Source organism: Pseudomonas fluorescens group sp. PF-1 (genome assembly GCF_054481335.1).
In genome coordinates this window covers 774,994-793,551 of sequence record NZ_JBTMNG010000002.1, presented here as the reverse complement: position 1 = coordinate 793,551, position 18,558 = coordinate 774,994, and the positions used below count along the sequence as shown (strand labels likewise).

Below are 18,558 nucleotides of genomic sequence, written 5' to 3'. Positions count from 1 at the left end.
CACCGTTATTGCACACCCCCAAAACAACTTCACCTGACCGAATGGCAGAACGCCGAATGGAATCGAATATGTTCCAACCAACAGTGGGCCCAATTATTGGCCATACGACAACTAACCATGTCCGAATATTCTTGCGCGGAGATAAACATAAGGGCGCCCTGGTATTTGCCGGCATTCGCTATCGACGACGCGGTGAAGAACGCTGGTCAAAAGGCACTTTCGCAAAACTCGACAGCCTGCGCGACATGTCCGAAGTCATTGCGCTCAACGATCTGGCTGCCGACACCGACCATGAATACCAGGCCGGCTGGTTCAGCCCGATGAACCCGGTGCACACCGTGGAGACGGTTCAGGAGCTGCCGCTGCAATGGCCGCGACAGATCCACCGCTTTCGCACCCGCTCCAGCCAGCAGACCCTGCCCAGAGCCTACATTGTGGGGTCTTGCCGCTATCTGCGCATCACCGCGGGCATTGCCGCCGCGCCTCATGTGGGCGACAGGATTTTTGCCTCGATATCCAATGTGGTCGAACAAGCCGAGCCGCCCGTCAGCGCCATGTTAATGACAGGCGATCAGATTTACGTCGATGATCTGAACTTCCTCGCCCCCGACCGGGAACTCGGGGAAATTCTTCACAAGTACCGCGTGGCATTCTCGCAACCGAACATCGCAAAGTTAATGTCCAGCCTGCCAACTTATATGATCCTCGATGATCATGAAATCGAGGACAACTGGCCAGCCAACAAGAACACATTCGACGACGACTTATATGCCAACGCAACAAAGGCCTACGAGTTATATCAAGCCAGCCACAGCCCTGCGTACGAACTTTCTGCCAGCGGGAAAATAAATAGAAAACTGGACAAATATTGGTATCAGTTCACAGAAGGCGATATCGAATGGTTTGTCACCGACAGCAGAACACGGCGCAATCTTTCGGCAGCCGACCGCCGCATTCTGGATGCCGAGCAGGAATACGCATTGTGCAAATGGCTGATCCACAGCCCGGCGCGGGTCAAGTTCGTGGTCACCAGCGTGATGTTCTACCCTGACTGCAAGCGCTCGGACGATGACGCCTGGCAAGCCTTCCCCGAGCAACGGCTACGACTGCTGGAGACGATTCGTACTCACCGCATCAAGAATGTCGTCTTCGTTTCCGGTGACGTCCACGGCTCCCTGACCAGCCGCCTGACCCACAGTGAAGACCCTGACTTCGAACTCCACACCATCGTCTCCTCACCGCTGTGCAACAGCAAAATGCTGCCCTACGCCAAAGCCGAAACCTTCATCCTCGACCAACCCTTGGTCAGAACCGCTGCGGGGGACTATCGCCAGCAACTGACCGGCAAAGTGATCAGCCAGGACAACTTCGCGCACGTGATCGTCGATACGCAGCACATTCATGTGCGCTATCACGATCGGGATGGCAACCTTCTACAGGCGACCCGCATTTCGTTGCGATAGGAGCAAAAGATCGCAGTCCGTGGCACTGCCAAAGAGGTCCGCCATTTCCATATATAGCTGCCAAAAGGCTGCGATCTGTTCTGCCAACACCTTTAATCCTGACGCCGATTGAAGAAATCTTCACTTCGAAGGACATATTCTTATAGCACTTGGCCTTCATGTCTCTTGTCAGTCGGTATCGCAATGATGCAACCTTGCGGCAGGCAACAGTAAAGGGGCGAAAGCCCGGCGCATTCAGCAAATTCGAAGCGAGTTTCCCTCCATGAAAAGCCAACCCGATGCCGCCAGCCGTATGGTGGCCGAGGTAGTGACGCAGTTGCCTGTGCCCTCGCGGCTCGGCATGCTGCGTTTCGAACGGCTGAATGAAGCAAGCTGGGCGCTGCTGTTTCTTGATCCCAATTGCGAACGCCAGTTCGGCCTGCCGGCCATGGAGCTGTGCGCTCTGGTCGGCTCGCCCTACGCCAGCCTGATGGAGCCGGAAGCGCGCTATCAATTGCATGATGCGATCCAGCACCAACTGAGCGAACACTCGCACTACCTGATCCGCTACACCCTGCACACTGCCTCCGGCTCGCTGAACCTGCTGGAAATGGGCGAACCCTACAAGCAACACAATCGACACCTGCTGCGCGGTTACCTGCTGGTGATCGACGGCCTGTTCGAAGATGACCCCTTGCTGCCGGCCCTGGATCTGGAAAACCAGAACTCGCGCCTGCAAATCGCCCTGGAACTCAACCAGCGCGCCCAGCAGGAACAACTGCAGCATCTGGAACGGGCGCGCGCCCAGCAGGACCTGATCCTGCTGCTGACCCGCCAGCGCTACAGCAGCAACAATTCCCTGCAGGAAGCCGCCGAGCTGATTACGCGAAGCGCCTGTGATATCTACGCAATCGACTGCGCCAGCCTGTGGAACCTGGAAGGCTCGATGCTGGTGCCCATCTCGGCCTATCACCGCACCAGCGGGGAATACCTGCTGCCGGCGCCCATCGACGCCAGCCATTTCCCCGACTACCTTGAAGCCTTGCAAACCGGCCGCGCCATCGATGCCCACAACGCCACTCGCGACCCGCGCACCCGGGACATGGCCGAAAGCCTGCTCCCGCGCAATGTCAACGCGATGCTCGACGCCAGCATTCGGGTCGATGGCCAAGTGGTCGGCGTACTGTGCCTGGAGCAATCCGGTGCGACCCGCCTCTGGCAGTCGGACGAAATCGCCTTTGCCGGCGAACTGGCCGATCAGTTCGCCCAGGTCATCAGCAATCACAACCGGCGCACCGCCACCAGCGCGCTGCACCTGTTCCAGCGGGCGGTCGAGCAAAGTGCCAACGCCTTTTTGCTGGTCAATTGCGATGGGGTGGTGGAGTACGTCAACCCGAGCTTCACCGCGATCACCCAGTACACCACCGAAGAAGTCCATGGCCAGCGGCTGTCGGAACTGCCGGCCCTGGAAAACCTCAGCGAACTGTTGTTCGACGCGCCCTCGGCGCTGGCCAAGAGCAACAGCTGGCAAGGCGAATTCAAGAGCCGGCGCAAAAACCTCGAACCCTACTGGGGCCAGCTGTCGATTTCCAAGGTCTACGGCGACAATCGCGAGCTGACCCATTACATCGGCATCTACGAAGACATCACCCAGACCAAGCTCGCCCAGCAACGCATCGAGCGCCTGGCCTACACCGACAACCTGACCAACCTGGGCAATCGCCCGGCGTTCATCCGCAACCTCGACGAACGCTTCGCCCGCGATGCCGACACCCCGATCAGCCTGTTGCTGGTGGACATCGATAACTTCAAGCGGATCAACGACAGCCTCGGTCACCAGACCGGCGACAAACTGTTGATCAGCCTGGCCCGGCGCCTGCGCAACAGCCTTATCCCGAGCGGCAGCCTGGCGCGTTTTGCCAGTAACGAATTCGCCGTGTTGCTGGACAACAGCGACCTGGCGACAAGCCAACAAGTGGCCAATCAACTGCTGGCAACCCTCGACAAACCCATGTTCGTCGACAACCAGTTGATCAGCGTGACCGGCTCCGTGGGCCTGGCCTGTGCGCCACTGCACGGACGCGACCCACAGACCCTGATGCGTAACGCCGGCCTGGCGCTGCACAAGGCCAAGGCCAACGGCAAACACCAGGTGCAAGTGTTCACCGAAGCCCTGAACGCCGAGGCCAGCTACAAGCTGTTCGTTGAAAACAACCTGCGCCGCGCCCTGACCCAGAACGAACTCGATGTGTTCTATCAGCCCAAGCTGTGCCTGCGCAGCGGTCGCCTGCTGGGGATGGAAGCGCTGCTGCGCTGGAATCATCCGGAAAAAGGCATGATCCGTCCGGACCAGTTCATCAGCGTGGCCGAGGAAACCGGCCTGATCATTCCCATCGGCAAATGGATCGCGCGCCAGGCCTGTCGCAAGAGCAAAGAGCTGACCGCCGCGGGCATGGGCAATCTTCAGGTGGCGATCAACCTGTCGCCCAAACAGTTTTCCGACCCGGACCTGGTGGCCTCCATCGCCAACATCCTCAAGGAAGAAGCGCTGCCCGCCCACTTGCTGGAACTGGAACTGACCGAAGGCCTGTTGCTGGAGGCCACCGAAGACACCCACCTGCAACTCGACCAGCTCAAGCGCCTGGGCCTGACCCTGGCCATGGACGACTTCGGCACCGGTTATTCGTCGCTCAGTTACTTGAAAAAATTCCCCATCGACATCATTAAGATCGATCGAAGCTTCATTCACGAAATCCCGGACAACCAGGACGACATGGAAATCACCTCCGCGGTGATCGCCATGGCCCATAACCTGAAACTCAAGGTCGTGGCTGAAGGCATCGAGACCGCCCAGCAACTGGCCTTCCTGCGTCGCCATCGCTGTGACGTTGGCCAGGGCTACCTGTTCGACAAACCGATCCCGGGCTCCGAGCTGATCGAAAAGCTCCAACGCTACCCGCGCGGCCCGATCGCCTGACAGCACACCAGCCCCCCACAGGGTTAGTGCGTAAATGGACGGTATTGGGCACACTGGCGGTCTGACGACATCTCAACCTGACTGAGAGGACTGATAATGGTTCTGCGCTCGGAAATTCTGGTGAACAAAAACGTGCTCCCTACTAAAGAACAAGCTCTGCCCGGCCGCGAAACCCCGATCAAGGTGCCGGACGAACACTTCGTCAACCACAACCCGCTACTGGGTCCGTTCCCCGGCAACGTCGAGTTCGCCATCTTCGGCCTGGGCTGTTTCTGGGGCGCGGAGCGTCGGTTCTGGCAGCGTGAAGGCGTGTACAGCACCGCTGTGGGTTATGCCGGCGGTTTCACGCCGAACCCGACGTACGAAGAAGTCTGCTCGGGCCTGACCGGCCACAGCGAAGTCGTGCTCGTGGTCTACGAGCCGGAAAAAGTCAGCTACGAACAGCTGCTGAAGATGTTCTGGGAACTGCACAACCCGACCCAAGGCATGCGCCAGGGCAACGACATCGGCACCCAGTACCGCTCGGTGATCTACGCCACCAAACCAGAGCAACTGGAGGCGGCGAAGAAGAGCGCGCAAGTGTTCCAGGCCGAACTGACCAAGGCCGGCAAAGGCATCATCACCACCGAAATCGATGAAGCCCCGACCTTCTACTACGCCGAGGCGTATCACCAGCAATACCTGGCGAAAAACCCTGAAGGCTATTGCGGGATTGGCGGTACGGGCGTCACCTGCCCGATTTAATCGGTCAACAAACCTGTAGGAGCGAGCCTGCTCGCGAAAAACCCGGGTGCACCGCGAAGCATCCGGGTTTACGCGTTATCGTTCACGACCTTCGCGAGCAAGCTCGCTCCTACAGGTACAGAATCAACTCTCGGCAATCAGCCAATCCATGCGCCACCCGCCCTGGGTCTGCCCGAGCTTCTCGGACAACCACGGCAGCAACTCACGCAACTCTTCCTCCAGCCCCCACGGCGGATTGGCAATCGCCAGCCCGGAACCGTTCAGGCTGTTGGGCGTATCCAGCGGATGCACCAGCAACTCCACTCGCAGCAACTTCGGCGCACCGGTGCCAGCCAGGTCCTGATAGAAACGGCGCAACGCACGCTGATCCTTCACCGGGTACCAGATCGCCGCCACGGTTTGCCGCATCCGGCCAATCGCCTCTTTCAAGGATGCCGCGCAGCGCTGCATCTCGTCGAGTTTTTCGAACGGCGGGTCGATCAACATCACCGCGCGCTTCTCCGGCACCGGCAGCAAGGCACGCGGCACATGCCAGCCCTCGCCCAAGTGCACCTTGACCCGACGATCGCCGGCCATGTTGTCCTTGAGCAATACGCCGTCTTCCGGGTGCTTCTCATTGAGCAGCACGCGATCCTGAGGACGGGTCAGACGCCGCGCCAACTCCGGCGAGCCCGGGTAATAGCGCAACTGGCCATCCGGGTTCATTTCGTGCAGCACCTGCATGTAATCGGCGGTCAGGAGCGGCAGGTCCGGCTGATCCCACAAACGCGCGATGCCCTCCAGGTACTCACCGGTACGACTGGCCTGATCGCCCTGGAGGTCATACAGACCAATGCCGGCGTGGGTGTCGAGATAGGCAAACGGCTGCTCCTTGCGCGACATCAGGGCGATGAGGCGGGTCAAGGTCAGGTGTTTGAACACATCGGCGTGATTGCCGGCATGGAAGGCGTGACGATAATTCATGGCTGCTCCTGCGAAGGCCGGGAAGTTTACCTTTTACCGGCCGGCAAGTCAGGGGTTGGCGACAGAGCGACCCCCTACACTACAGCGGTGACCGAGCCCGCAACCGCCGCCCAACCACATCCAGCACATCGCAGCCATCGCGCAACGAAATGGCGCAGAGCAAGGCGAAGTCGCTGAGGATGAAAGACTCGCACTCGATCGAACCGCGCATGGACAGGTTTTCAAGCACCTGGGTGACGGCGCGAATGCGGTGATTGGCCGCGTCATACAAAACATCAAGCGGCGCGTGGGTGTCGACAAACAGGGTGGGCATGTCGCTGCAGTTGCTGGTCAATGCCATGAAGCGGTTGTCGGGATGAGGGGTCGGTTTTTCGTAGGGGGGATCGGGGTGAATTTTTTTCATTAGTAGCTCCCAAAGATGAATCGGAGCTGCCATCAGCCTTCCTACAGGCTAGGGTGGCAGCTAAGCGCGGGGTAGGAATATCGAGACCTTTGGGAAAACTCGACCACGCCGAAGCGTGCCCGCGCATAGCCGCCGCAACTGATCTTACGGACGCATATAAACGACCGCAAACCAAGTATTGACGCTACGTGCTTCCCATTGGTGTTGAAGGGTTCCTACACCCCATCACTGAATGGTCAGTGACCGCCAAAGACTACCCATGAAACCGACGCGCCAACAGTTCACGGAAACCGTTACGTTTTGAAGGAAATGTCCGAAGACCTTGCCCGGAATTTTCGCAGCGGACCACATCCACAAAAGAGATTTGAGTCTGTTCAATCCTCTCCCGACCTTGGGCATAAGCCATCACGCCAACTCCCGCTCCGCCTGCGCGGCCAGTTCCGCCTCGCGCTGGGCGATGGCGGCTTCCAGTTCCGGGGAGCGTTTGGCCCACTGCTCGGGAGGCAAGGGTTTTGACCATTCGATGATGTCGGGATAGGGCAGGTCGGGGGGAGGATTCAGTTTCCAGCGTTCAAGCACGTCGATCAGCAGCGTGTTGAAAATGAAGATCCCGCAGAAACCTTCCCACAAGAGGGTTAAAGGCCAGCCTCGCAATTTTGCGGCTTTTACAAGATCGTCCAGATAGGTCGCCCATATCCCTTTAGACCAGTCGAAACGTGCCGTTTGATCCTCGACAGCCTCCGGCCCGATCTCCATGTAACTGCGCATGCACTCCCACAACGCCATCGCCGTGGTCCCGCCGCCGCAGTTGAAGCCCAGTGAAAAATGCTTGTTGTCCTCCCTGGCCTGCGGGTCCGGGTTTTCAAAGCCGATGATTAATAAACCCATTGTGGCGCGACCGGCCTGACTGACCGACGATTGCTGGGTGGCGGCGGCGGTCACGGTTTCCCACGGGACAATCCAGTATTCGCCATCGTCGCGCGGGACGCAGACTTCTCGGCGTTGGCGGTTGAAGCGCACGGGGAGAGGGACTTCGCGGAAGAGGCCTTGGATCAAGATCAGCACAGGAATACCCAAAATAACCGCCCCCAGGATCAAAATACCTTGGCTTAAATCAGGGTCGAGATTTCGAGTGAAGAAAGATATGGCTAAAAACACCATCAGCGTGGGCCACATCACCATCACCGCTGAACCGATGCTGTAATTGCCAATATCAATAAACACCCCGTTCTTGCGCCAGATGATGTTGAGTACGTCCTGTGGTTTTTCTCCGGTGGGTATAGGCAACGGCGCCAGGTAGTCATTGCGCGAAAGCAGCCGTTTCTTCGTGGTGCCTGCCGGTGGCGTGCTCATCGTTTGTCCTTCGGTTGCAGGTAAATCGCGCCGGGGTGGTCCTCGCCGAGCGGGTAGTTCGGCACCCGATCCAGTTCCGGCGTCGGGTCCGCCCATAGGGCTGTCACGCCCGTTGAGTGATTCAGGGTAAAGGCCAGCCCTCGCTCGCCGCCGATGAAGTGTTGGGCACCAAGCATCGCGATCAATGGCGTGCGATAACGCACACGCAGGCCTCGGGTGTGCGCCATCACGCCAACTCCCGCTCGGCCTGCGCGGCCAGTTCCGCCTCGCGCTCGGCGATGGCGGCTTCCAGTTCCGGGGAGCGTTTGGCCCATTGCTCGGGAGGCAACGGTTTTGACCATTCGATGATCTCGGGGTAGAGCAGGTCTGGCGGCGGGTACAGCTTTTTCCTTTGCAGGTAGGTGGCGAGTGGAGCATTGAAGATAAATATGCCAAACACTCCTTCCCACAGCACTGTTAAAAACCAGCCGCGTTCTTTGGCTTTATCGTTCAGGTAATCGATGTAGTAACGCAGGTTGGCGCCGGAGTTAAGCGCTGCAGCCTCCGGTGCGGCTTCCGGACTAACCTCCATGTAGCTACGCATACACTCCCACAACGCCATCGCCGTGGTCCCGCCGCCGCAGTTGAAGCCCAATGAATAGTGCTTATTGTCCTCCCTGGCCTGCGGGTCAGGGTTTTCGAAGCCAATGATCAACAAACCCATGGTGGCTCGACCAGCCTGACTGACCGACGACTGCTGGGTGGCGGCAGCGGTCACGGTTTCCCATGGGACGATCCAGTATTCGCCATCGTCGCGCGGGACGCAGACTTCTCGGCGTTGGCGGTTGAAGCGCACGGGGAGCGGGACTTCGCGGAAGAGGCCTTGGATCAACAAAAAAATCGGGATGACCATGATGCATGCCCCCAACACCAATGCATCTGGATCTTCGAAGAAATAGGCCAACCCCAGGAACAGCATCACCATCGGCCACATCACCATCACCGCAGAGCCGATGCTGTAGCTACCAACATCCAGAAATACGTCATTTTTGCGCCAGATGACGTTGAGCACATCGGAAGGTTTTCTACCTGTGGGGATGGGCAATGGCGCCAGGTAGTCATTGCGCGAAAACAGCCGTTTTTTCGCGGTGCCTGCCGGTGGCGTACTCATCGTTTGCCCTTGGGTTGCAGGTAAATCGCACCGGGATGGCCCTCGCCGAGCGGGTAGTTCGGCACCCGATCCAGTTCAGGCGTCGGGTCCGCCCATAGGGCGGTCACGCCCGTTGAGTCATTCAGGGTGAAGGCCAGCCCTCGCTCGCCGCCGATGAAGTGTTGGGCGCCGAGCATGGCGGTCAATGGCGTGCGATAGCGCACACGCAGGGAAACCGTGGCGGGTTGGGAGCTCAAGACATTGCTCAGTGTGTTGAACGGGCCGCTGAGGCGCAGGCCCTGCCCTTCCTTGAACGGTATCCACTGGCAGGCGCTGCTGGCCAGCCAGTGCGGTGTCAGGTCGCGCCAGGGACGCAGTGGCTTGAAATGATCGCGCCGGCCGGTTTTGATCTGTTCACGGTAGTTCAGGCTGTCCAGCGGATCACCGACCATGCTCAATTCCAGGTAGACACTGTCGGGTTCGGCACCTGGCAAGTCGAGGGTCAGGTGATTGATGGAACTGTAATACTCGAGGCGGGAAGGGCCATTACCGTGGTTGGACTTCAAGTTGCTTTCCATGCTGACCCGAGGCGCATACAGGATGAAGTAGAGCCGGTCGAGCTCATCCTGCTGGGCCTTGGGCGGGATTGGCTGCAGATCGTTGGCCCGCGCCTTTGACCAGCAGCAGTGGTTCAGGAAGTTTTGCAGCGGGGTTTTCTGCAGGAGGCTGGTGATCAGGTGCAATACGCCCAGTATGAGAATCAGCCAGTTCAACGGTCCCATGTACAGCGTGTAACGCAAGATGGCGACATCGACGGTAATTGACCCTGCCAGGGCACGAGCGGTGTAGCCAACCCCTAACAGCGCTTGAGTGCCGAAGGTCGCTATTTGTCCACCGACCACGGTTTGGCGCATCTCCAACCACGGGTCGACTCGGCTTTGGGCACTCTCCAGTTGAATTTTCAGAGAGTTGAACTCTGCGAATGCTGCACCGACTGATAGCAGCCCAATCACTCCACCAAACAGAGTCAGTGTGGGTGCCGCTGACCCATAGAAGTGAAATCTATCCCGCCCCAACCCCTTCCGCACCTGACTATCAACCACCGCCACCAGCGCCGCCCCCGCATACAACGTCGCCGAAACCGTGTCATTGACCCGCCGGCTATCCATCCCCTCCAACACCCCGGCCTGACTCAAATAGTTATTCGCATTGACCACGTTCAACAACAACGCCGCCAACGGCACCACCCCACCACTGTTGGCCACCACCGGCGATTGGATGATCCGCCCCACCTGCCCGGCACCAATGGCCTTACCGGTTGCCCTGGCCCATTGGCCCAGCGCTTCGGCCTGCTGGCCCAACAGCTTCGCCACTGGCCGGCCCGCCTCGGTGACAATCTGCAAGCGCGTGTCGTTGCCCAGGCGCGCGGCGACAAAGATGCCCATCCAGGAACGGCCGAGGCTGCTGTCACCCTTGAGCAGCAACAGCGCCGCCGCCAACCGGTTGACCAGCACGCTCCATTGGCTGCCGACGTCACGGGCCATGTTGGCGATGTCGCGCAGGGTCGGTTCGCTCAACGGCGCCAGCGCCTGATGGGTCGCGCTGAGGTTGTCGGAGGCCAGGGCGGCCGTCAGCTCGCTCAGGCGCGAAGCACTGTTAACGGCCGCATCGATGGAGGGTGTCCAGGCGTTGAACAGTTGCTTCAGGGCGCCGCCGTCAGGGGCGCGGATGTAGTCGGCGTATTGTTCGGCGCCCTGGGCGCGGATGCACTGGGCGGTCAGGCAGCCGGTGGCCAGTTCGGTCAGCCAGCGGCGCGTCTCCAGGTCGTCGTAATCCACGAACCAGGTGCCGCTGTGTGAGCGCTTGAGGTACAGGCCCCGGTCGGCAAACAGCGCGGTGTGACGTTGCTCCAGATGTTGGTAGTGCCCTGCGGCGGTCTGGGTGAACCAGGTGTTCATCGCCTCGAGGTCGATGTATTTGCCGACCTTGGCACTGAAGAGATGGTTATTGAGGTTGGCGTGCTTTTCGGCGCGGTATTCGCGGACGACGAATTCTGCTTCGGTGTACAGGTCCTCCGGAATAAAGGCCCGCACCGGGGCGACGATGGCGGCGATACGTGCGTCGCGCTCGGCGGCCTGGGCCTGGGTGGGCTGCCCGCCGTATCGACGGGCCTGGGTTTCCGCCTTGAGCTCTTCGTCCAGCCGATGCTGGGTGTCGAGCATGACCTGGCCCTGGGCCGGCGTGAGGTTGATCTCATGCGCCTTGTAGCGGTAGCTGATGGACCCGGCCAGTTCGGCGCCGTCCTCGCTGATCAGGCTGCGCACGAACCCGCCGATGCTCAGGCGCAGATTATTCTCGCCCAACCATTTTTCGTGGTTCGCCTCCAGCCATTCCTGTTCGTGATTGATGTCACGCAGCACACCCAGGTCGTCGTCGAGACAGGCGAAAACGGCGAACAGCCCCTCGGTTTGTGCATTGGCGCCGTCCAGCCAGTCCTGAGTGCCCTGCCCCTCCCACGGCTCGGCGCTCCACTGGCCCGGCGGCTGGTCGCTGACGTCGGGGTGCAGGGCCAGGACGCGCTCGCGCTCGCGAGCACGGTGCATGGCGTCGGTGTAGGCCTTGATGTTGCGTGGCGTCGGGTCCTTCATCACGGCCTCGCCCAGTGCGTCGGTATCCTCGGCGCCCCGCTTCAGGTCCGCTTTCAGGGCGCGGGCGAAGGTGTCGGGGAGCAATTCAGCCATCACCTCGGCGGCTTGTTCCAGCGGCGGGCAATGCTTGGCTTGCAGTTCGTTGGCCACGGTACGCAGGGCGATATGGCGCATGTGTTCATGGCGCTTGGCGCTGCTGTCACTCAGCGCCTTGCAGTACTCGGGGTTCAAGGGGAATTCGCTGTAGAGCATCCAGGCATCGTGGATTTTTTCCAACGCCAACCCCGACAGGGGAGCGTTGAGCAGCAGCGTTTCATCCTCGTCCAGTGCCTGTTCCTTGAACTGGCCAGAGCGCGAGACGCCATAACGCTTGAGCGGCCCCTGGTCCTGCCACAGATAAACAAACCCGGCACGCAGGCGTCGCACCGCCATGGGCCGGCCCTGGGTGGACACGCCGGGGGCGCAGCAGGGGTCAGTGGCCTTTTCCTCGGCCAGGGCATAACGCACGGGCACGACGAAAAGCTCCGCCTGGCTGGCGGGGCACGGCATCAGCGTACAGTTGATATCGATGTGAGGCTGCGCCTTGGCGGCGCGCTCGGCCTGGGCGGCTCGATCAAGGCGGGCGAGTTTCTCTGCGTTGGACTTCTGCACGGGTGCACTGGTTTTGTCGCCTGGACCGATAGCCATGTCTTGATATCCCTCTCTGATCGCCTCCCAACCGTGGGAAGCCCGCCACTGTCAGGGATGAGTTACCCCGCCTCGGGCATGAGGCGGGCCAACGCAAAGTACGTGCACACAGAGAGAATTCAAGACGCCCGAGCAAAACAGGAAATGTCCCACAAGCGGTAAAGAAAAAGACGACAAAGCTGGAGGTTAGGGCCAGTGCCTGAACAAAAAAACGGCCCGCACCTTAAAGCTGCGAGCCGTTCTTTTATCAGAGATGGGAAGCGCTCTCCCCATCGCCTATCACTTGTTCAGACGGAAATCTGCCTCGGCAGCAGCAAAGCGCGAAAGCATGCCGCTAGTCGGGTTACCCAGCTTGCTGACGATGTAGATCGCCAGGCTGGCGAAGATGAAACCAGGGATGATTTCGTACAGGCCCAGCAGTTCGAAGTGTTTCCACACGATCACGGTGATCGCGCCGACCAGGATACCGGCCAGTGCGCCGTTGCGGGTCATGTCTTTCCAGATCACCGAGATCAGCACGACCGGGCCGAATGCAGCACCGAAACCGGCCCAGGCATAGCTCACCAGGCCCAGTACGCGGTTGCTCGGGTTGGCCGCCAGGCCGATCGCGATCAAGGCAACCAGCAGCACCATGGCACGGCCGACCCAGACCAGTTCAACCTGGGAAGCGCTTTTACGCAGGAAGGTTTTGTAAAAGTCTTCGGTCAGGGCGCTGGAACACACCAGCAGTTGGCAGCTCAGGGTGCTCATCACGGCCGCCAGGATCGCCGACAGCAGGACACCGGCCACCCATGGGTTGAACAGGATTTTTGCCAGTTCGATGAACACGCGCTCGTGGTTTTCGGTGACGGCACCGGCCACTTCAGGGTGAGCCGAGAAGTAAGCGATACCGAAGAAACCTACCGCAACGGTGCCGCCCAGGCACAGGATCATCCAGGTCATGGAGATGCGACGGGCCTTGGCAATCGATTTGACCGAATCCGCCGCCATGAAACGCGCCAGGATGTGCGGCTGACCGAAGTAACCCAGGCCCCAGCCCATCAGCGAGATGATGCCGATGAAGGTCGTGCCCTTGAGCATGTCGAAGTTGCTTGGATCTTGCGCTTCGATGGCCAGGAACGTGGTATCGACGCCGCCAGTGGCCAGCAGCACGATGATCGGCGTCAGCAGCAGGGCGAAAATCATCAGGGTGGCTTGTACGGTGTCCGTCCAGCTCACTGCCAGGAAACCGCCCACGAAGGTGTAGGCAATCGTCGCCGCAGCACCGGCCCACAGCGCAGTCTCGTAGGACATGCCGAAGGTGCTTTCGAACAGACGGGCACCGGCCACGATGCCGGACGCGCAGTAGATGGTGAAGAACACCAGGATCACGACCGCAGAGATGATCCGCAGCAGCCCGCTTTTATCTTCGAAACGGCTGGCGAAGTAGTCCGGCAGCGTCAGGGCATCGCCGTTGTGCTCGGTCTGCACGCGCAGACGGCCGGCGACGAACAGCCAGTTCAGGTAGGCACCGATGATCAGGCCGATGGCGATCCAGCTTTCGGACAGACCGGACATGTAGATGGCGCCCGGCAGGCCCATCAACAACCAGCCGCTCATGTCGGATGCGCCCGCAGACAGTGCCGTGACGACGCTGCCCAGGCTACGACCGCCGAGAATGTAGTCAGAAAGGTTGTTGGTGGAGCGATAGGCCATGAAGCCGATCAGCACCATGGCTGCGATGTAGATCACGAACGTGATCAGGGTTGGGTTGCTTACGCTCATTAAGTTACGCCCTGGCTTTGTTTTTATGTAGCGGCGGCTGGTGAACCGCTCGCAAACGATGACGTTTGACAGACGATCCGGGATCCCGCGCATTTATGACTGATGTTTCCCCAGGAAAGCCATCAGCCGGTGAACTTGCCATTTGTGGTCGGTTGCACCTTGGGGCGCGAATGCTATTCAACAAAGCAAATAAGGTGCAACCCATTTCTGGAGAATTAGTTGCACCTAATCGGATTTTCAGCAAAAGCAGGCCTTTTTGCTCCCTTTTAGCGCAGTAGATACGACGCGATAGAAGCAAAAGCACCAAGTAGGCACAGTACGCTCGTACCAGAATTTATTTCCTGACGAGCTGCTGAATATTCCGACAAAAAAAGGGTTGCACCCGGTTGCACCTCTTTCGGCGCACGGCTAATCTTGCCGCCAGCTGATGCCACGCAGTCGTGGCAAACATGAGGATAAAAACATGGCTACCACCACCCTTGGGGTCAAACTTGATGACCCGACCCGCGAACGCCTCAAGGCGGCCGCGACCTCGATTGATCGCACGCCGCACTGGCTGATCAAGCAGGCAATTTTCAATTACCTGGAGAAACTCGAGGGTGGTGCAACCCTGACCGAGCTGAACGGTTTGACCAGCAAGGACGCTGACGACACGGGCGACGTCCATGTCGACCACGCGCACCAGTGCTTCCTCGAATTCGCCGAAAGCATCCTGCCGCAATCGGTGCTGCGCGCCTCGATCACCGCCGCTTACCGTCGTCCGGAACCGGAAGTGGTGCCGATGCTGATCGAGCAGGCTCGCCTGCCGGCACCGATGGCCGAAGCCACCAACAAACTCGCCGCCTCGATTGCCGAAAAACTGCGCAATCAGAAGAGCGCTGGCGGTCGTGCCGGCATCGTTCAAGGCCTGCTGCAGGAATTTTCCTTGTCGTCCCAGGAAGGCGTGGCGCTGATGTGCCTGGCCGAAGCGCTGCTGCGCATCCCGGACAAAGGCACCCGTGACGCACTGATCCGCGACAAGATCAGCACCGGCAACTGGCAGCCACACCTGGGCAACAGCCCTTCGCTGTTCGTCAACGCCGCGACCTGGGGCCTGTTGCTGACCGGCAAACTGGTCTCTACCCATAACGAAACAGGCCTGACCTCGTCCCTGAGCCGCATCATCGGCAAGAGCGGCGAGCCGATGATCCGCAAGGGCGTCGACATGGCGATGCGCCTGATGGGCGAGCAGTTCGTCACCGGTGAAACCATCGCCGAAGCCCTGGCCAACGCCAGCAAATTCGAAGCCAAGGGTTTCCGTTACTCCTACGACATGCTCGGTGAAGCCGCGCTGACCGAACACGACGCCCAGAAGTACCTGGCCTCGTACGAACAAGCCATCCACTCGATCGGCAAAGCGTCCCACGGTCGCGGGATTTATGAAGGCCCGGGCATCTCGATCAAGCTGTCGGCCTTGCACCCGCGCTACAGCCGAGCCCAGTACGAGCGCGTGATGGACGAGCTGTACCCGCGCCTGCTGTCGCTGACCCTGCTGGCCAAGCAGTACGATATCGGCCTGAACATCGACGCCGAAGAAGCCGACCGCCTCGAGCTGTCGCTGGATCTGCTCGAGCGCCTGTGTTTCGAGCCGCAACTGACTGGCTGGAACGGCATCGGCTTCGTGATCCAGGCCTATCAGAAGCGCTGCCCGTACGTGATCGACTATGTGATCGACCTGGCTCGCCGCAGCCGTCATCGCCTGATGATCCGCCTGGTAAAAGGCGCTTACTGGGACAGCGAAATCAAGCGCGCCCAGGTCGAAGGCCTGGAGGGCTATCCGGTCTACACCCGCAAGGTGTACACCGACGTTTCCTACATCGCTTGCGCACGCAAACTGCTGTCGGTGCCGGAAGTCATTTACCCGCAGTTCGCCACGCACAACGCCCACACCCTGTCGGCCATTTATCACATCGCCGGGCAGAACTATTACCCGGGCCAGTACGAATTCCAGTGCCTGCACGGCATGGGTGAACCGCTGTACGAACAGGTTGTAGGCAAGGTCTCCGAAGGCAAGCTGAACCGTCCGTGCCGCGTGTACGCTCCGGTCGGCACTCACGAAACCCTGCTGGCCTATCTGGTACGTCGCCTGCTGGAAAACGGCGCGAACACTTCGTTCGTCAACCGCATTGCCGACCAGTCGATTTCGATTCAGGAGCTGGTGGCCGATCCGGTGGCCAGCATCGAGCAGATGGCGACGCTGGAAGGCGGCTTCGGCCTGCCGCACCCGCGCATCCCGCTGCCGCGTGACCTGTACGGCGCCGAGCGCGCCAACTCCAGCGGCATCGACATGGCCAACGAACATCGCCTGGCCTCCCTGTCCTGCGCCCTGCTGGCAACCGCACATAACCACTGGAAAGCGGCGCCCATGCTCGGTTGCGCTTCCAGCACCGAAACACCTGCGCCGGTACTGAACCCGTCCGATCTGCGTGACGTGGTCGGCCACGTGCAGGAAGCCACCGTCGAAGACGTCGACAACGCCATCCAGTGCGCGCTGAACGCCGCACCGATCTGGCAGGCCACCCCGCCCGCCGAACGCGCCGCGATCCTGGAACGCGCCGCCGACTTGATGGAAGGCGAGATTCAGCCGCTGATGGGCCTGCTGGCTCGTGAAGCCGGCAAGACCTTCGCCAACGCCATCGCCGAAGTGCGTGAAGCCGTGGACTTCCTGCGTTACTACGCAGTGCAGGCGCGCAACGATTTCACCAACGACGCGCACCGTCCGCTGGGCCCTGTCGTGTGCATCAGCCCGTGGAACTTCCCGCTGGCAATCTTCAGCGGCCAGGTCGCCGCTGCACTGGCGGCCGGCAACCCGGTACTGGCCAAGCCTGCGGAACAAACCCCGCTGGTCGCCGCTCAAGCCGTACGCCTGCTGCTCGAAGCCGGGATTCCGGAAGGCGTGCTGCAACTGCTGCCGGGTCGCGGCGAAACTGTCGGTGCCGGCCTGGTCGGTGACGAACGCGTCAAGGGCGTGATGTTCACCGGTTCCACCGAAGTCGCTCGCCTGTTGCAACGCAACATCGCCGGCCGCCTCGACAACCAGGGCCGCCCGATTCCGCTGATCGCCGAAACCGGTGGCCAGAACGCGATGATCGTCGACTCTTCGGCACTGACCGAACAAGTGGTGATCGACGTCGTTTCGTCGGCCTTCGACAGCGCCGGCCAGCGTTGCTCGGCCCTGCGGGTTCTGTGCCTGCAGGAAGATTCTGCCGACCGCGTCATCGAAATGCTCAAGGGCGCCATGGCTGAAAGCCGCCTCGGCAACCCCGAGCGCCTGTCCGTGGACATCGGCCCGGTGATCGACGCTGAAGCCAAGGCCGGCATCGAGAAGCACATCCAGGCCATGCGCGACAAAGGTCGCAGCGTGTACCAGGTGGCCATCGCCGATGCCGAAGAAATCAAGCGCGGCACCTTCGTGATGCCGACGCTGATCGAGCTGGAAAGCTTCGACGAACTGCAACGGGAGATCTTCGGCCCGGTGCTGCACGTGGTTCGCTACAAGCGCAAAGACATCGACCAACTGATCGGCCAGATCAACGCCTCCGGCTACGGCCTGACCCTGGGCGTGCACACCCGCATCGACGAGACCATCGCCAAGGTGATCGATAACGTCAACGCCGGTAACGTCTACGTCAACCGCAACATCGTCGGTGCCGTGGTCGGCGTCCAGCCGTTCGGCGGCGAAGGCTTGTCGGGTACCGGTCCGAAAGCCGGTGGTCCGCTGTACCTGTACCGCCTGCTGTCGACGCGTCCTACCGATGCGATCGAACAATCCTTCGCCCGTGGCGACGCCATCGCAGCACCGGACGTTCGCTTGCGCGAATCCATGAGCAAACCGCTGACCGCCCTGAAAGCCTGGGCCGACAGCAACAAGCTCGCCGACCTGAGCGCCCTGTGCGCGCAGTTCGCCGCCCAATCGCAAAGCGGCATCACCCGCCTGCTGGCCGGCCCGACCGGCGAGCGCAACAGCTATGCGATCCTGCCGCGCGAGCACGTGCTGTGCCTGGCGGAAGTCGAAGGCGATCTGCTGACGCAACTGGCAGCGGTATTGGCGGTAGGCGGTTCGGCGGTATGGCCGGAAGCTGAACTGACCAAGGCCTTGTTCGCACGCTTGCCGAAGGACATTCAGGCGCGCATCAAGCTGGTTTCCGACTGGAACAAGGATGAAGTGGTGTTTGATGCGGTTCTGCATCATGGCCATTCCGATCAGTTGCGTGCGGTCTGCCAACAAGTGGCCAAGCGTGCCGGCGCCATCGTTGGCGTGCAGGGCCTGTCGCAAGGTGAAACCAACATTGCGCTGGAGCGTTTGGTGATTGAGCGCGCATTGAGCGTCAACACCGCCGCGGCGGGTGGTAACGCCAGCCTGATGACCATCGGTTAAACCGCAACAAGACCGGGCACCTGCAATGGGT

The 18,558-nt window shown here is 60.5% G+C and carries 11 protein-coding genes; 4 read left to right on the top strand and 7 right to left on the bottom strand.

Annotated features, from left to right (window positions below):
* Nucleotides 1-68: 68 nt before the first annotated feature.
* From ACX3YD_RS18345 to msrA, 3 genes are all read left to right on the top strand, one after another.
* On the top strand, nt 69-1,463 hold the full coding sequence (locus ACX3YD_RS18345) for an alkaline phosphatase D family protein (protein WP_458960688.1): 1,395 nt from the start codon (nt 69-71) through the stop codon (nt 1,461-1,463).
* Between the two features lie 262 nt (nt 1,464-1,725).
* Nucleotides 1,726-4,419 (top strand): putative bifunctional diguanylate cyclase/phosphodiesterase, encoded by a 2,694-nt coding sequence (locus ACX3YD_RS18340; protein ID WP_458960687.1) that lies wholly within the window; start codon nt 1,726-1,728, stop codon nt 4,417-4,419.
* A gap of 96 nt (nt 4,420-4,515) precedes the next feature.
* On the top strand, nt 4,516-5,163 hold the full coding sequence (gene msrA, locus ACX3YD_RS18335) for a peptide-methionine (S)-S-oxide reductase MsrA (protein ID WP_103403367.1): 648 nt from the start codon (nt 4,516-4,518) through the stop codon (nt 5,161-5,163).
* Between the two features lie 123 nt (nt 5,164-5,286).
* On the opposite strand, the gene ACX3YD_RS18330 is transcribed toward msrA, so the two are convergent.
* The 7 genes from ACX3YD_RS18330 to putP all read right to left on the bottom strand — a co-directional run bounded on the left by ACX3YD_RS18330 (nt 5,287) and on the right by putP (nt 14,110).
* Entirely contained in the window at nt 5,287-6,126 is an 840-nt protein-coding gene (locus tag ACX3YD_RS18330) for a 23S rRNA (adenine(2030)-N(6))-methyltransferase RlmJ (protein WP_103403368.1), read from the bottom strand.
* Nucleotides 6,127-6,205: 79 nt separating this feature from the next.
* Entirely contained in the window at nt 6,206-6,529 is a 324-nt protein-coding gene (locus ACX3YD_RS18325) for a hypothetical protein (RefSeq protein ID WP_458960686.1), read from the bottom strand.
* Between the two features lie 405 nt (nt 6,530-6,934).
* Nucleotides 6,935-7,882: a hypothetical protein gene (locus ACX3YD_RS18320; RefSeq protein WP_458960685.1), complete on the bottom strand. Its 948-nt coding sequence runs from the start codon at nt 7,880-7,882 to the stop codon at nt 6,935-6,937.
* Nucleotides 7,879-8,109, bottom strand: a complete 231-nt coding sequence (locus ACX3YD_RS18315; RefSeq protein ID WP_458960684.1) for a hypothetical protein — start codon at nt 8,107-8,109, stop codon at nt 7,879-7,881. The genes ACX3YD_RS18320 and ACX3YD_RS18315 overlap by 4 nt, the downstream gene beginning before the upstream one ends.
* Nucleotides 8,109-9,032 (bottom strand): hypothetical protein, encoded by a 924-nt coding sequence (locus tag ACX3YD_RS18310; protein ID WP_458960683.1) that lies wholly within the window; start codon nt 9,030-9,032, stop codon nt 8,109-8,111. Before ACX3YD_RS18310 ends, ACX3YD_RS18315 begins: the two co-directional genes overlap by 1 nt.
* Complete coding sequence (locus tag ACX3YD_RS18305) at nt 9,029-12,346, bottom strand: toxin VasX (protein ID WP_458960682.1); 3,318 nt, start codon at nt 12,344-12,346, stop codon at nt 9,029-9,031. Before ACX3YD_RS18305 ends, ACX3YD_RS18310 begins: the two co-directional genes overlap by 4 nt.
* 279 nt (nt 12,347-12,625) lie before the next feature.
* Nucleotides 12,626-14,110, bottom strand: coding sequence for a sodium/proline symporter PutP (gene putP, locus ACX3YD_RS18300; RefSeq protein WP_103404522.1), 1,485 nt, complete (start codon nt 14,108-14,110; stop codon nt 12,626-12,628).
* A 463-nt stretch (nt 14,111-14,573) separates the two neighbouring features.
* Between putP and putA the strand changes: the two genes are divergently transcribed.
* Nucleotides 14,574-18,527 carry a trifunctional transcriptional regulator/proline dehydrogenase/L-glutamate gamma-semialdehyde dehydrogenase gene (gene putA, locus ACX3YD_RS18295; protein ID WP_458960681.1) on the top strand — a complete coding sequence of 1,318 codons (3,954 nt, stop codon included), beginning with the start codon at nt 14,574-14,576 and terminating at the stop codon, nt 18,525-18,527.
* The last annotated feature ends 31 nt before the right edge of the window (nt 18,528-18,558 follow it).

Coding starts and splice junctions, on each gene's coding strand:
- ACX3YD_RS18345 (WP_458960688.1), top strand. CDS start 69: ATGTTCCAACCAACAGTGGGCCCAATTATTGGCCATACGACAACTAAC.
- ACX3YD_RS18340 (WP_458960687.1), top strand. CDS start 1,726: ATGAAAAGCCAACCCGATGCCGCCAGCCGTATGGTGGCCGAGGTAGTG.
- msrA (WP_103403367.1), top strand. CDS start 4,516: ATGGTTCTGCGCTCGGAAATTCTGGTGAACAAAAACGTGCTCCCTACT.
- ACX3YD_RS18330 (WP_103403368.1), bottom strand. CDS start 6,126: ATGAATTATCGTCACGCCTTCCATGCCGGCAATCACGCCGATGTGTTC.
- ACX3YD_RS18325 (WP_458960686.1), bottom strand. CDS start 6,529: ATGAAAAAAATTCACCCCGATCCCCCCTACGAAAAACCGACCCCTCAT.
- ACX3YD_RS18320 (WP_458960685.1), bottom strand. CDS start 7,882: ATGAGCACGCCACCGGCAGGCACCACGAAGAAACGGCTGCTTTCGCGC.
- ACX3YD_RS18315 (WP_458960684.1), bottom strand. CDS start 8,109: ATGGCGCACACCCGAGGCCTGCGTGTGCGTTATCGCACGCCATTGATC.
- ACX3YD_RS18310 (WP_458960683.1), bottom strand. CDS start 9,032: ATGAGTACGCCACCGGCAGGCACCGCGAAAAAACGGCTGTTTTCGCGC.
- ACX3YD_RS18305 (WP_458960682.1), bottom strand. CDS start 12,346: ATGGCTATCGGTCCAGGCGACAAAACCAGTGCACCCGTGCAGAAGTCC.
- putP (WP_103404522.1), bottom strand. CDS start 14,110: ATGAGCGTAAGCAACCCAACCCTGATCACGTTCGTGATCTACATCGCA.
- putA (WP_458960681.1), top strand. CDS start 14,574: ATGGCTACCACCACCCTTGGGGTCAAACTTGATGACCCGACCCGCGAA.